Annotated in this window: 9 protein-coding genes; 3 read left to right on the top strand and 6 right to left on the bottom strand. The window is 30.5% G+C overall.

All coding sequences use genetic code 11. The annotated features are described in order from the left end of the window. The first annotated feature begins 75 nt into the window (after positions 1-75). The 3 genes from A4F88_RS14850 (at position 76) to A4F88_RS25475 (ending at position 3,415) form a co-directional block, all read left to right on the top strand. Positions 76-999, top strand: coding sequence for a M12 family metallopeptidase (locus A4F88_RS14850; RefSeq protein WP_068843432.1), 924 nt, complete (start codon positions 76-78; stop codon positions 997-999). 3 nt (positions 1,000-1,002) lie between these two features. Continuing rightward, the gene (locus tag A4F88_RS14845) at positions 1,003-2,373 is read left to right on the top strand and encodes a hypothetical protein (protein WP_068843431.1); all 1,371 of its coding nucleotides are present in this window, start codon (positions 1,003-1,005) and stop codon (positions 2,371-2,373) included. 901 nt (positions 2,374-3,274) lie between these two features. Further along, entirely contained in the window at positions 3,275-3,415 is a 141-nt protein-coding gene (locus A4F88_RS25475) for a hypothetical protein (protein WP_156062666.1), read from the top strand. 568 nt (positions 3,416-3,983) lie between these two features. Here A4F88_RS25475 and A4F88_RS14840 read toward each other — a convergent pair. The 6 genes from A4F88_RS14840 to A4F88_RS14815 are packed head-to-tail and all read right to left on the bottom strand — an operon-like array spanning position 3,984 to position 15,856. Beyond that, entirely contained in the window at positions 3,984-5,924 is a 1,941-nt protein-coding gene (locus A4F88_RS14840; protein WP_068843430.1) for an alpha/beta fold hydrolase, read from the bottom strand. A 1-nt stretch (position 5,925) separates the two neighbouring features. Continuing rightward, on the bottom strand, positions 5,926-6,579 hold the full coding sequence (locus A4F88_RS14835) for a 4'-phosphopantetheinyl transferase family protein (protein WP_068843429.1): 654 nt from the start codon (positions 6,577-6,579) through the stop codon (positions 5,926-5,928). 12 nt (positions 6,580-6,591) lie between these two features. Further along, positions 6,592-11,028, bottom strand: coding sequence for a non-ribosomal peptide synthetase (locus A4F88_RS14830; RefSeq protein ID WP_068843428.1), 4,437 nt, complete (start codon positions 11,026-11,028; stop codon positions 6,592-6,594). A gap of 47 nt (positions 11,029-11,075) precedes the next feature. Next, positions 11,076-12,731, bottom strand: coding sequence for a cyclic peptide export ABC transporter (locus A4F88_RS14825; protein ID WP_068843427.1), 1,656 nt, complete (start codon positions 12,729-12,731; stop codon positions 11,076-11,078). 6 nt (positions 12,732-12,737) lie between these two features. Beyond that, positions 12,738-13,445 carry a thioesterase II family protein gene (locus tag A4F88_RS14820; RefSeq protein WP_068843426.1) on the bottom strand — a complete coding sequence of 236 codons (708 nt, stop codon included), beginning with the start codon at positions 13,443-13,445 and terminating at the stop codon, positions 12,738-12,740. A gap of 29 nt (positions 13,446-13,474) precedes the next feature. Next, positions 13,475-15,856, bottom strand: a complete 2,382-nt coding sequence (locus A4F88_RS14815) for a TonB-dependent receptor (RefSeq protein ID WP_162268797.1) — start codon at positions 15,854-15,856, stop codon at positions 13,475-13,477. Positions 15,857-15,893: the final 37 nt, after the last annotated feature.

Below are 15,893 nucleotides of genomic sequence, written 5' to 3'. Positions count from 1 at the left end.
AGAAACAGCAACTATAAAGCATCGGAAACAGGAGATAAATAATGTAGATTATTGTTACAAAATTAATTTACAACTATGAAAAAAAACCTTTGGATTATTTTATTGACCTTTTTTTTATTGCTCCTACTTGCTTTGTGGTGGCATTATAGACAAAATCAGATTGAAGGTCTAAAGCGCCTTAAGTTTTGTACCGAAATACGTTCTGGCAAAGAACAAAAGAAAAAAAAAGGCGGTACCTTATATATAGAGCGAGTTCAAACAGCCGCTTCAGAGGAATTTAAATGGGATGTTCCTGTCGGACTGCCTTTGAGACTTGAAGTAAAATTTATGAACGGTACGTCTTTTCAGATCAACAAAGTAAAACTTTATGCCAAAGAATGGGAGGTAGCCTCCGAACATGATCCTGATAAAATTCCGAACATCCGCTTTAACTTCATTTCGCCCCAAAGTAGCGTCTCAGGAGATATTCGCATCTCGTTCGAACCTGGAGGATCTGAATCCGCTATAGGAAGAGATGCCAAAAATATCCCCAAGGAACAGCCCACAATGAAATTAGGCTGGGTTAATGAACACGAACCTGAAAAAAAAATCAGACAGTTAATCTTACATGAATTTGGACACGTACTGGGACTAGTGCATGAGCATCAATTACCCGGATTTAATATTAGATGGGATAAAGAAAAAGTATATGAATATTACAAGATTACACAGAACCCGCCTTGGAAAGAAGAAAAAGTCGACTCCAATATTTTTTTCCGCTACGATAAAGCCACCCTTAACAGTCTGAAATATGATTCTACATCAATCATGCATTACGAAATTCCAGATTCATTAACTGAGAATAAATGCTGCCCAGTTGCTGGAAATTTTTTTCTGTCAGAAGTAGATATAGAGATTGTTCGAAAGTTATACCAAATAACACCTTGCGATTGGTCTGAAAAGTGCTGTTATAATTCCAAAGGACAAAGAATACCATGTAAAAAAACTATAAAACCATAAATTATGAAAGCAAAACTTTTAATCTGTTTTTTATTTCTAATTAGCTGTCAATACGCAATTTCTCAGGAAAAAGAAGTTAAGTTCGATTTTAGTACCAGAGACTCTCCAACTCTGCCAAATAAAATAAAACAGGGGGATTTTTATAGAATCCATATTACCAGTATAAATCCTAACTTATATTCTATAATTGTCAATTCAAAAGACACACTAATAAGTAGTGCGCTTAAAATGCCTACTTTCGCAGATATTGACCTGAGTGGTTTTAATTCTTTAGGCGGAGCCGCTGCACCAATTGACACAGAAGCAAAAGTTGCAGTTGAAAAAACAGTAAATGGAAAGCGAATTACTGATATAGTAAGTGCTAAAAATAACACAACTGCAAAAGAATTAAATATTCATTTAAATACAGCTGAAGAATTAAAAAAAGAACTTCAATCTCTAGCCGCTAAATATGAAGACCTAAGACTGGAAATTTACAAACAACGCATTGACCAGCTTTCAACTGCTCCAAAAACTGCTCAATATGATGGCGTAGCAGCACTAGTGAGATTTACTGCACTCCGAAAAGATATAACCACCCAACAAACTAAAATTGCAAATTTGAATTCGGACTATAAAAGATTTATCGAAGATCCAGTAACAAAAAAGTTTTTAGAAAAAAATCCAGAGTATAAAATAAAAACCGAAGTACTTGGAGAATCAGCCAAGCTGCTGACAACGAAAAGTCAGGAGTTACTAGATTCAATCTCTGCAGATAACGTGACCAAATTAATAACATCAGTTTTATATCTAAATGGAAAAGACCAAAAATTCATTTCTTTACCTATACAATTCTCCAAAGAGCGTGCAACGGTAAATATTGCATTTACTCCTAGAGACAGTACAATCGGCGTACAATCAGAAAATATGAGCTTTACTTTCCCACTGTTTTCAAAAGATTATTGGTCAATAGGCACTTCCTTTTATTATTCAAATATGACACAAAGCCGATATAACGTTCAAACCACTACCATTGACAGCGTTGCCAATTATCAGGTTATAAAACAGGACGACCTCGACAGAGAACTTGGCATTGCAGTTTTTCTAAGAGGAGGATTGAAGGTGCATCAAGACTGGATAGGAGTTCATTTCAATATTGGTCCTGGACTATCAATAAACGAAAATCCCCAGCCGCGATTATTGGGTGGATTTGGATTATCAATTGGAAGAAAACATAGCTTAACACTTGATTATGGTGGCATAGTCGGATATGTTGACAGACTTGCTGCAGGTATAGACTTCCAGCCCGGTCACAAAGATAAAATAGAGAATTTAACTGTAAAGAAATTACAAGTAGCAAATTTTTTCGCAATCGGATATACATTCAGACTATAAAAAAGAATTCACTTTTCTTAGGAGCTAATTTTAAATCTTATAAAAGAAATATCTCGAAACAGCAATTTACAGAATGTTCGTAACAAATAATAACTCTAATATTCTAGAAGGCAATCGAAATGATTAACAGCTGATAAAGACATCATCGAATCCCATTTTTCGAAATTTCCCAGCTACTTCTCGATTTTTTTTCCTACATTTACTGAGGTTAGTAAACCCAAGAATTTTAAGAGTGCCCTATTAGTGCCCTGCTTTTTTTACATAACATAACACTCAGTGTTTACTGGTGCTTTCGATACAGGTGGCGGAGCCTCTTTCTCCGCCAGATAGAGTTTCGAAAGAAATTTTAAAAATCAAAAGCCTTTAAATACTTGTATTTAAAGGCTTTTTCGTTTTTTAGAACTTTTCAAAAAACACATATTATAGTCAAGAATAGCTTACCTATCGGTGTACCTAAAAATTTCAGATATTTTTTCTGAAATTAGGCACACTAAAAAAGAATTCTCTAGACATTCCCTACTATCTATCAGTGGGCTCTCTTAAAATTTTTAATTCACTTTGATTATTAATTTTAAAATTAGATCCCATGTTAAAAACAAATTTCTACCTCAAAACCCAAAAGAGTTAATTCCGGAGAGCGTACACCAGCTTCACTACAGAAATGCAAAAGGGCAAAAGACCTATTTTTAAACTTCACCAAAAGTAATTAATTCATTAATAGCAAGCAGACATTCGAAATATCAAGTTCGTTTATCTTGAAACTGGAGCAGTTCCTTAAATATGAAAGCCATCTTAAAAAGCAGACAAGCATTAAAACAATTCCGTGGTAAAATTTATAAAACCGCTTGTAATTATAATAAGAAAGAACTAGAGCAAGCGTTAATGGCGACAACACTTAACGATGGAAAAAGTCACTTATATTTTAGAAGGAAAAGAAATAAGTCATGATTTTGAATGGGCAATGTTTACTGATAAAAGTAACGGGAAAATAGTTTTCCATGATGAATCTATCACCGGACTTTCTTCTTATTTAGATTCATAATTTAATAAAAAAACAAACCATGACACTTTTATCAAATATAGGATATAGTCCAGTTATAAACATCTCAAATACCGTTTTTCAAATACTAGACAACAAACCTTATAATGTTCTTGAGCAAAATCTTTCAAGGATTTAAGTCAGTTTACTAGAAAGTGGAAATAAAGAAAAAACAAATCAATTGATTGAAGAATATTAAAAAATCCAAGCTCATATGAAGTCACCAAAAGAGATTTTAATCGATTAGGGGATCAATTCCTGAGAAGTCAGAAAAAGTGCTAATTATCTAGAAACATTTCATATCGCAACTTTACTTTTCCTAAAGAGTGCGAATATTTATGATAGTTATGATGAAGCTTTACTGCAATGTGGTAAAAAAGATGATGCTATTAAAATGTATCAAAAGTCACTTGAATTAGATCCTCACAGCGAAAATGGTAAAACTGTTTTAAACAAGTTACTAAAGAAATAATATTAAGAAACAAATAATGAATATTTCTAAGCATAAAAAACTCCATTAAAAATAATGGAGTTTTTTATGAGCAATTAAGTATAAACACACTCGAAATGTTTATAATAAAAAGCCCCAATATTCAAAATAAACGCCTACTAAAACAAGTGAAAATAATACTGTTGCAACCACACTTGGATTTGAAATAGATCTAATTCTTAAAATAAAGTACAGTCCTGAAAGTATTATAAATCCAATAAAAATCCATTGAAGAATAAACAGATAATTAAACTTATTAGCAACTCCAAAAGCCAGTATATAAAAATTTCTTTGAGCCGTTTCAAATACTGCTGTGATTAATCCTGTAATAGTAAAAAGTCCTATTATAGCGGTTACGATAACCAATATCTTGATTTGTTTATTGGCATTATTATCTTCTTTTCTTTTTATCAAATAAAATAGAAAACTAATTATCGAAATAACAAGAATAACAACTGCAATGATTAATGGCGCAAAAAATAAAATTTTAAATTCATTCAGGCTAGTTGCGAATTTAGAGATTCCGCCATTTATTTTTACATCAGTAATAAAATCTACTTTAGGGTTGGACTGAAAATCATGAACATCAGGGGTCTTATTCGGGGCACTTATAAATTCATTTGCAATTTTTGCTCCTAAACTCGAAAAACTAGAGCCGTGACCAGATACAGGAGCTTCAACTAAAAATGCTTTTTTAAATTTTTTGACGGTCACTTTACCGTTTTCTATTGGCGTAATTGGATCAAATTTTCCTGAAAAAACTAAAACCGGAACTGATAATGCAGATAAATTTGATAAATCATTAGCAACCTTATCTTTTTTAATAATCCCTGAATTCCATTTATCGCAAACAAGGAAATCAGATCTGTAAAAAGATAATCCTCCTTTTAACTTAGGATACTTACCAGCATTTTTATCAAACTCAGAAACTGAATTAAAAGGGATTGCTTCATTGCAGCTTACACAATAATAAGCTCCATAATCAAGACTTAAAGCTCCAGAAAATGAACTTACCAGTGCACTCAAAGCACTTTTGTTTCCAGTGTTAAATTGAGTAATTAATAAAGGTAATACTGGTATTAATTTTTTCTGATACAGACATTGTTGAATAGCGACTTTAAAATCTTCGGCATTATAAGTAAAATTTCCTGAGGGAATTATTTTTTTATCCGTCTTAACGGTAATTGGATTCTTTTCTAATTTTACTATTGTTGCATAATATGTGGCTTCTAAATTTGGATATCGTTTATTGCAATCCGGATTGTTTTCGCAATCTTTAAAAACTCTTTCAAGACTACTCATATAATTTTTAGTATTAAGATTATAATACTGCGAAATATCTGAAATTGATGAGTCTAAAATTAATGATTTTATATCTTGAGGAAAATCATTTGCATATACCTGAGCGGTATAAGTTCCGAAAGAAATAGCATAAACATTCCAGTTTTCATACTTTAAGAGACTTTTTAAAGCATTTAAATCTTTTGCAATTGCTTTACTATCATAAGCATTTATATCAATATTTCTATTAATTAAATCTTCTTTGCAAAGCATTGCAGCTACTGCTTTTTGCTGTTCATCTTGTTTTTTATTCTGATTTTTGGCTAATATTTCTAAAAAAGTTTTTCCTAAGTCGGGGCAGAATTTAGGAGATGAAAAACCAGTTCCTCTTACGTCAATCAAAACAATATCACTTTTTTTTCTTAGCGGATGGCTAAACCATCCTGCGATTCCTTTTATTCCTCCTGCACCCGGACCGCCTTCTATATATACAATTGGATTTGATGCTGCATTACTTTCTGTACCTTTTAGTATTGCAACTGCAATTTTAATTGTTTTGCCATTTGGCTTTTCCCAGTTTTCAGGAACTATTAAATAGTTCCACTCAATCCATTCATTGTTGATTTTTTTATTATCCGGAAAAAAAGAAGTTGCTTTTTCTAATTTTAAATTACTTGTTTGAGCAAACAAACATCCTGGTAAGATGCATAGTAATAAAAATAATCGTTTTATATTTTCCATTTTAAATTAAATTACTTATTGTGTTATATTTTTTTACAATTACCTCTTTCATATTTATTTTAGATGAGATATAACATTTATAGTTTTTGTCGATATTGACTTCTTTTAAATAAAAAACCTGATCGTTAATTTGGGTTGTATTATCCCGGATTTCAAAGGATTTTAATGGCACTGATAATCCATGACCATGGGCTTTTATGACAGCTTCTTTTTGTGTCCAGTAATTAAAAAAAGTTTCTCTTTTATCATTGGAATCATTAACAGTCCTCCACTCCTTTTCTGTCATTTGAGATTTAAAGTCCTGAAGTTCAATATTCGTTATAGCTTCAATATCAATTCCCATTTGATGCTCATCACTTAATGCACAAACCACTATTTCCCCTGAATGCGAAATATTAAACTGAACCAAACTATCTTCAAAATAAGGTTTATTGTACATGGTGTATTTTATTTCGCTGGTATCGCAATTTTGCTTTTTTACTTCTTCAATTCCTTTAAAAAGCATTACTCTTCCCAGAAGTGAAAATTGTGCATCTTGCCATCTTCGAAATTTTTTAATTCTATCCTGAAAATCACTTGGAAATTTTGCTAAACTATTTTGCAATAGTTTTTCATGATTTTCCTTAGACAGATATGTATAGTATAAATGTATCACGGCAATTCTATTTTAAAAATTAAATTCAAAATCAAAAGCAGTGTTTTTTTCAGTTTCAGATCTGGCGTCAATTGAATCTACTTTTGCAGTTGCATTTTCTATTATTTCTGTTAGAATTTTAGCGTACTTTTCTACAATAGATTCAATAGTTTCTTCTTCAAAAAAATCAGGATTATAATCGATGTTTCCTTTGAGTTTATTTTCACTTTCAAATAAATTAAAGACAATCGGCATTCGGCTAAACTTACTTTCAACCGGATAAGATGTTAGTTTTAAATTATCTATCAGCGTAATTTCATCAAAAGTAAATTCAGGATTTTGATATACGAATAAGACATCAAAAATTGATTTAGGAATTTTATCAAACGGTATATCTTGATAATCATCTATCTGTAACAGATTATTTTGTATTTCCTTTAATAAATCTGTAAATGCAATATCTGCCGAAATTTGTGTTCTTAAAATAACAGTCTTAACAAACATTCCGATTTGGTTGGTCAATCCTGAAATATTTCTTCCTGAATTTACTGTTCCAATGCAAATATCTGTGTGGTTAGATTCTTTGTAGATCAAAACATTCAAAGCCGATATTAACACTCCATAAAAAGTAATTTTTTCCTGAATCGCCAGATCTTTTAAAGCCAAAGTGACTTCAGGTGTAATTTCAAATGAATATCCTGAAGCTTTTTGCGGGTTTTGTTTTGGATTAAAATCTTTGTAAAATGTATCTTTAGGTAAATAATTTTGAAGATATCCATTCCAAAAAGATTCATTTTTAGCTTTATTCAGATGTATTGTTTTATTAAACCACTCTGAATAATCTTTGAATTGAAATGCCAATTGATCTTCATCCGGCAATGCTACTAGAAAACTGCTTTCATTATAATTTTTAATAAATTCATTCACGAAAATTTCCAGAGACAAGCCATCCATTATAATGTGATGTGTACAGAACAATAGTATAGTCTGATCTGTTTCCTGAAGCAAATACGCTCTAATCAAAGAATCTTTCTGAAAATTAAATGCGGTATTATTTAATTGATATATTATTTTATCAGTTTCTTCTTTTTGCACTTCTATCACAGGAACAGGCACTTGAACAGGATTATGCAAATTCGTTTTTTGATAAGGGACTCCATTTATTTCTATAAAATTCGTTCTTAAGATTTCGTATTTGCTTACGATTTTATTTATCGCTTTTTCAAGTTTATCTATATCAATGCTTCCGTCTATTTTATATGCCATAAACATGTTGTACGCGATCGAACTATTTTCGTCCTGAGATGCCAGCCAAATGTTATATTGTGTTGGTGTTAACTCATAAAATTCTTTATGATCCTGCAATGGAATAACCACTGTTTGAGTTGGTGTTAAGCTTTCCAGATATTCTGCCAATAATTCAATTGTAGGATAATCAAAAATTGTTTTGAGTGTAATTTCAAATAACAAATGTTTCGCTATTAATCCCGTTAATCTAACTGCATTTAAAGAATGACCGCCAAGAGCAAAAAAGTTATCATTTACACTAATATCTTCTCTGTTTAAAACTTCTTTCCAATATTTTAAAAGTGCCTTTTCAATTTTAGAATCAGCATTTTTAAAATCACCTTTGGTGCGTATGATACTCCTTTGCACTAAATTCTTTCTGTCAATTTTTTGATTTGGAGTTAATGGAAATTCTTCTAACGGGACAATTACATTTGGTATCATATAAAAAGGCAAGTTCATTTGCAAATGAATCATAATCTCTGCAAGATCAATTTCTTCCTCATTTTTTAAAACATACGCTACGAGAAAAGCTTCCTGATTGTCTTCTTTTTTTGCAATAACAATGGCAGCTTTTATCCCTGAGATCTGATTTAACTGAGTTTCTATATCTCCCAGTTCAATTCTATATCCTCTAATTTTAAATTGATTATCATTACGTCCTAAAAAGTCTATTTCATCCTTTTCATTCCATTTTCCCAAATCACCTGTTTCGTATAATAAGGTCCCTGGGGCAAGAGGATTATTGATAAACTTTTCCTTTGTCAGCGCTTCATTTTTATAATACCCTTTTGCCAGACCATCTCCTGCTATATAAATTGCTCCGACGGTTTTTAGTGGCATTGGATTTAAATATTGATCCAGAATATAAAATTGGGTATTGTGTATTGGTTTTCCAATGTTAGAAGCATCTTGGGGGGATTCTAGTTTTTTTATGCTCGACCATATTGTAGTTTCTGTTGGTCCATACATATTCCAGACTTCTAAGCTTTTATTAATTAGATTATCCGCTAATGTTTCACTTAATAAATCACCTCCACACAATATTTTTAATCCTTTATCTCCTTGCCAATCGGCGTTAAAAAGCATTTGGTAAAAACTTGGTGTAGCCTGAATTATGGTAGGTTTTATTTCTTCTATTTTTTTAATAGTTAAACCAGGATCTGCTAAAACATTTTTATCGGCTACATATAAAATAGCGCCTGATATTAGTGGTACAAAAAACTCTAATATTGAAATATCAAATGAATAGGTTGTTACCGAAAAAAACAGGTCATTTGCATTTACTCCGGGAGATTCCTGAATACTTATCAGGAAATTAACCAGTGATTGATGTCCTATTTCAACCCCTTTAGGATTTCCTGTAGAACCAGATGTATAGATGATATAGGCCGTATCTTCGGGTGAAATGGTTTTAGCGATAACGCCTTTAAAATCATCTATTTTTTCCAGAATATTTTCTAATTCCAATACTGCTACTTCCTCCAGATTATCCAGATCATAATCTTTTTGGGTAAAAAGTACTTTGCTTTGACTGTTCTCGATTATATAACGCAATCTATCTTTTGGAAATGCAGGATCCAATGGAATATATGGTCTTCCAGCTTTTAATATTCCTAATAAAACAACTACCAAATTTGCAGATCTTTCTAATAGAACTGCTATTGGAGATCGGTCTTTTTTGCCATAAATTGTAATAAGCTGTTCTGCTATCTGGCTAGACAAAGTATCAAGCTCAGCATACGAATAAGATCTGGTCTCATCTTTTAATGCTTCTTTTCCGGGAGTTTTAAGTACCTGATCCTGAAACAAATTAATTACTGTTTTTTCTTTTGGATAAATTACTTCTGTATTATTAAGATTTATAAGTATATGATTTAACTCTTCTTCAGATAAATAATTTAATTCTCTTAGTTTTTTTTCAGGGCTTTTTATAACATCATGAATCAAGGTTTCGAAATGATTGACAATAGTGGTTATTCCCGAATTATTAAAATAATTCAGATTATAGTCAAAATCAATTTTCACATCTTTAGATTCATCAAATTCTCTTATGTATAATGCTAAAGCCACTCGCTCTGACTGATGACTTAATGGAATTACCTCTGTAACTGTATTTTGAAAATCATTAGAATAATTCTGTTTTTCATAAGAAAGTGTGATATTAAATAATCTTTCTTTTTCCTGAAACAATTGAAGTTCCTGAATAAGTTTACCTAAAGGAAATCTTTGATGGCGATAATCGTTTCGCAATTGGTTTTTTAGATCTTTTGTCAACTGTTCGACTGTTGCATTAAAATCAAGATTCATTCTTAAAGGAGAAATTCCCATGAAGAGTCCAACGGTTTTTTTGTATTTTGATTTACTTCTGTTTAAAACCGGTAAACCAATTGCAAAATCATTGTTTTGATGTTTTCTTCCAAAATAAGTATACATCAAAGCGAGTATCAAATGAAAGGTTGTACAATTGTAACTATCAGCCAATTGATTTAATTGATTATAAATCTCTCTTTTAATAATTAGTACTTTTCGGCTGCTTTTATTGGCTCGCCCTGAATCTTCTATTTTATCGAATAAATTTTCTGGCAGGACTTTAAACCTGTCTTTCCAATATACTTTATTCTCCATGAAAGATTCTGAGTTGGTATATAACGCGTCATCTTCTATAAAATCTTTATAAGTAAAAGAATATTCTGTTTGTACGGTCCCAAATTCAAAGATCTCGTTATAGTTTTGGACCAGACGCTGAAACATTAGTGATGTTCCCCAACCATCTGTAATGATATGGTGATAGACCGAAAACAAATAATAAAATCCGTCGTTTACTTTTACTAAAGTAAAAACGTGCAAAAGACTTTCTCCAAATAAATTAAAGGGTTTAGAGAATTCTTCCTGCATATACAAATTAGCTGTTTCATAAGCTGTTTCACTATCAGAAAAATCTACAAGACCTAATTGAGAATCATGATTCTCAATTATTTTTAATCGTATATTTTCCTGATCTTTAATCAGTCTTGTTCTGTAAGCATCATGTTGGTTAATAAGCTCATGATATGCTTTTTGAAATGCATCAATATTGATATGTCCTTTAATTTCAATTTTTGCCCCAATATTATAGATAGGTTCATTAGGATATAATAATTGCTCAAAATAGATATCTTGTTGCGGTAAGGTTAGTTTCATAATAATAGAGCTATAAGGTTAGAAATTTTGCTCAATAGAAACACTGGCTAATTATTAATTTCAGTGTACCATAAACTCTCGCTGTTTAGCGATTCTTCTTTTACATTAAAATCTTTTACAATTTGTCCGTAATCAAATTTAATTATTCTGTCAGCATGCTTAAAGTAAGCATCATCATGAGTTACTGCAATAATTGTTTTTCCTTCGTTTTTAAGTTTAGGTAACAAATTTTCGTAGAAATACTTTCTAAAATGGGGATCCTGATCTGCAGCCCACTCATCGAGTACTAAAATTGGTTTGTTTTCAAGAAGAGCAAAAATCAAAGACATTCTTTTACTTTGTCCTTTAGAAAAGTTTCTTCTTGCTGAGTCTTCTTTATCGTCCAGGATGATCTTATCCAGTTCCATCACTTCTAACAATTCCTGATATCTTTTATTATTCTCAAGAGAGTAATTGTCGTAGTTATTAGAGTAAATATAATTATCCGTAAAAACTGCAGAAATTAAGTTTTGAACAGGATTATCTTTGTCTGCGATTTGATTATCTAAAATTATTTTCCCTACTGAGGGTTTATACAAACCAGTTAGAATATTAATAAATGTACTTTTTCCACTTCCGTTTCCGCCAATAACAAATATCGTTTCTCCTTTTTGTACAGATAGATTAACAGGTCCTAAGCTAAATGAATTCTCTAAAGAGTTATTTTGATAGTTAAAATGGATATTTTCAAATTCAAGTTCATTAAAATCAATTTCTTCATTAGTTTTATTGTCCGTTTCTATAAGATCTTCAGCACTTATATCAAAATCATTTAAGAATTTTCTAATTCTGTTTTTACCTACAAATAGTCTGGTATAAACTCTTTGCATATTGATTAAATTATTAATTGGTCCTGAAATAAACATTAAAATCATGACATAAGTAATAACATCTTCTCGCTTTAAAAGATCAAATACAGGCAGGAGAAAAAGAATAGTACCAATGATTAAGTACAACCCATACTGACTAATTAAATTGATGGATAGAAAAACGAAATTAACATTGAAATCCAGATCTTTTGCCAATCTTCTATTTGGCGCCAGAAATTTATTCATCAGATTATCGCTTCTGTGAGAGCTTAATTTCAAGCCCTTAAATCCTTTTATTACATCTTCTACATATTTAAAATATGATTCGTTATATTTTCTTAATTTATCTACTAAGGGTGCCATTTTATTAATTACAAAAAAGTAAATAAATGCTACTACAATTATTAAAACAACAACTATAATCGCTGAAGGAACAGATAATGTAAAGAGATACACCAAACATAGTATCAGCATTAATAAAGAATTGAAAGTATGTGTTACGACTTCCGGAAAAGACGAAAAAACCCTTAAATCTTCAATAGTGGTGTAGAATCTTTGTGAACCTAATCTTTCTAAGGTTAGCAATGGAGCTTTCAATATTTTATAAAAAATTAACTCTTCATTTTTATATAGTATATCATAAGTAAGCTTATTGAGCCATTTTTGAAAATTTATATTTAATAAATAAGTATAAACCACAGTAGCAACGAAAACGATTCCCATATAATCATTCTGGAATTCAACTTTTCCAGAAACAGTACTATTGATTATATATATAATTCCAAAGCTTAGAATCGTATTAGAAAGTGCGTAGAAAACTATATATAGTAATTCTTTAAGTTTTAGTTTGATCATAATAAATTATTTAACAATTAGATTATCAGAATAATGTTCAAATACCTTTACCAATTCTGCAGTGTGTTCATAAATAAAAAAATGGTTTCCTTTTAAAATTTTATATTGAAAATCATCATTGGTAAAATTTTTCCAATTTTCAATCCTGTCACTTGTTTCTTCTTCATCGCCCATCATAGCATAGAGCGGAGTATTAATAACAATACCTTTTTCTGAAAAATTATCATTTTCAAGTGTCTCAAAGTCGGCTCTGATTATTGGACTAAAAAACTCATATAATTCATCATTGTCGAGAACTTCGTCAGGAATTCCACCTAATTCTTTCAATACAATTTTAAATTCGATATCGTCTAATAAATATCTAATGGTTTTATCCTCTTTATATACTCCGGGACCTGGATTTCCAGAAACTATTAAGGCTGATGGCGCATCATTACTGTTTTCCATTTTTTCTACAACAGATAATCCTAATGTAGCACCCATACTATGACCATAAATAATATACGGTTTATCATTTCTTAATGCCTTTATTTGATTGAAGTAATCTAATATGGTTTCTCTTTTAGTTTTTAACAATTTTTCATTACATCTTTTTCCTCTGCCTGGCAATTCAAGCGGAATAAATTCAATGTCTGAATTGATATGTTTTTTTATAAAATCAAAAGAATATGTACTACCTCCTGCAAAATGAAGTAGAAATAATTGATATTTCATCGTATTATTCATTGGGTGTAAATCTTAAATTAATTACTTCTACGTCTTTCGTCTTCATTTCCAAAATTTCTTTCCTTGGTAGAAATCTTTTTATTTCCAAAATTATAAGCTAGTGATAGTCTAAAATATCTGTTACTGGGATAATTAATGAAGTTTTGTTTTATTCCGTTAACTTCTGAAAATATCTTACTTCGACTAGTATTAAAAACATCATAAAATCCGGCGGTAAGATTAAGATCTTTTAAAATTGATTTGAATGTCACTGCCAGATCTAATGAACTTGCCTGAGAAGAATGATAAATATTATCATTATATGGCGTATTGTATGAAAAATCGACTTCACCAACAATTGATTTTGATTCATTGAATGTGATGAAATTATTTATAGATAAAGCCAATACACATCCATCAACCAAAACTGCATCGACGGTATTATCTGTTTTTTTTGATTTTGAATACATTAAAAATAATGAGTTTTCAGATTTTAGCCAGGAAGCATATTTAATCTGATAACTTTCAGATAATGAATATCTATAATTTGTATAATAGTTCTTATAAGTAGATATTTGCTCTTTTGTAGTATCATTTACATCAAAAATAAGATTATAAGAATCTGTTCTAACGTTGAAAGACACTTTAGTCGATAAATTATTCTTGTAAACGTGTGTAAAATCAATCCCGTTATTATAAGATGGTGTCAAATATGGATTCCCCATATAAGATAACTGGCTGCTTATATAATATCTCGATGGATTTAACTGAAAATAACTTGGTCTGCTTAACCTTTTATTATAGCTAAGCATAAAAGTATTATTTTCATTTTTGTGATAAGTAAGATAAAATGTTGGAAAAAACTTTAAATACTCATTTCTGTTCAGTAAATCTAATTGGTCAGATTCGCCTCTTGTTTGTGTATTCTCTGATCGAAGTCCAATTTGAGTTTCCCATTTATCATTAAACTTTTTTGATACATTAACATAAGCCGACTGAATGTTTTCGCCAAACTCAAATTGATTAGACTGATCCGGGTTAAATACCGGCTCTCCAGTTATTGCATTATAATTGTTTAAGTCATATTCTGTATTACTATTACTAAACTTAAGTCCATAAGATAATTTAAAAAATGAAAGAGGATGCTCAAAATCTGCTTTTAGACTATAGTTTACTATTCTTTGATCAGAATTACCTAAGTTCGCGAAATTTGTTTCGACAAATTCTTCTGCTGAATTATATCTTCCCGAAACTATATTACTATTTTGCCTTTTAGTATAATCTAAAAAGTCTAAATCAATAAACATCTTACCTGAATTTATCCATTGACTTTCCAAGTGTGTATTTAGGGAATTATTTCTATTGGTAGTATTTGTAACTCCTTTACCTTTTAAATAAGAATCGATGTCTCCGCTATTATTAAAAATCGAAGTATTAAAAGTATCATCAGAGTCTTTATCTTTAAAGCCTCCAAGATATTGCACTCCTATTTTAGTTTTTGGATTTATTTTATAATCAAGTAAAAAACGTGTCGAAAAATCTTTGATTTTAGCATCCTGATCACTGGATAGTTTATTAGGCTGATCTGTATAAAATATTTCGGTTTCTTCTCTTGTATATTCGTTACCTCTTTCATATCCAAGACTAAAGAGTAAACTTATTTTATCTTTTTGATAACTAAAAGTATTTCTTAAAGATTCCTTTCCTAATTTTGCCTGTGTATACGAAAAATAGGTGCCATTATTCCAGGAATTATTCTTACCTCTCTTGTATACAATATTAACTATACCACTATTGCCCTCTGCTTCATATTTAGCTGGTGGTGTAGTTATAATTTCGATTTCCTTAATATCATTTGCTGATATTGAATTTAAAAAACTTTTTAAATCATCTCCTGATAATTGTATCATTCTTCCATCTACCATTATCCTCACATTACTTTTACCCAACATTACTATTTCATCGTTCTTTAACACCAATCCTGGCAATGTTTTAAGAGCATCGATTGCAGTTCCTCCCATTGCACTAGGATTATCTTCAACGTTAACTATCATACGATCTATAGTTCTCGTAATCCTTTTTTTTGGTGTATTATTAACAACTACAGTATTTAAAGTATTGGATTTTTCGTTTAAAACGATATCATCCAAAATTTGTTCTTTTTCTGTTGTTATCTCTTTACTATAACTCTCAAAATTCATATGATTTACAGCTAAGTTGTAAATACCTTTCTGAATTTTAAATTCAAAATGCCCCGTCTCATCCGTTACTACACCTTGTACAATTTTATTAGACTGGTCAGTTACGATTACATTTGCAAAAGGAATAGATTCTGATTTGCTTGCTACTTTTCCGCTTATTTTTATTTGTGAAAAACAAAAAAATGGAACTAAAGTTATTAATAGGATTAATTTATTCACGTTTTTAATTTGATTTAGATTGTACATATTTTTTGCT

Origin of the sequence: Flavobacterium chilense (assembly GCF_001602525.1) — a bacterium.
Taxonomy (GTDB): domain Bacteria; phylum Bacteroidota; class Bacteroidia; order Flavobacteriales; family Flavobacteriaceae; genus Flavobacterium; species Flavobacterium chilense.
The sequence above is the reverse complement of the archived record's forward strand: the minus strand, read 5'-3'. Positions and strand labels throughout refer to the sequence as shown.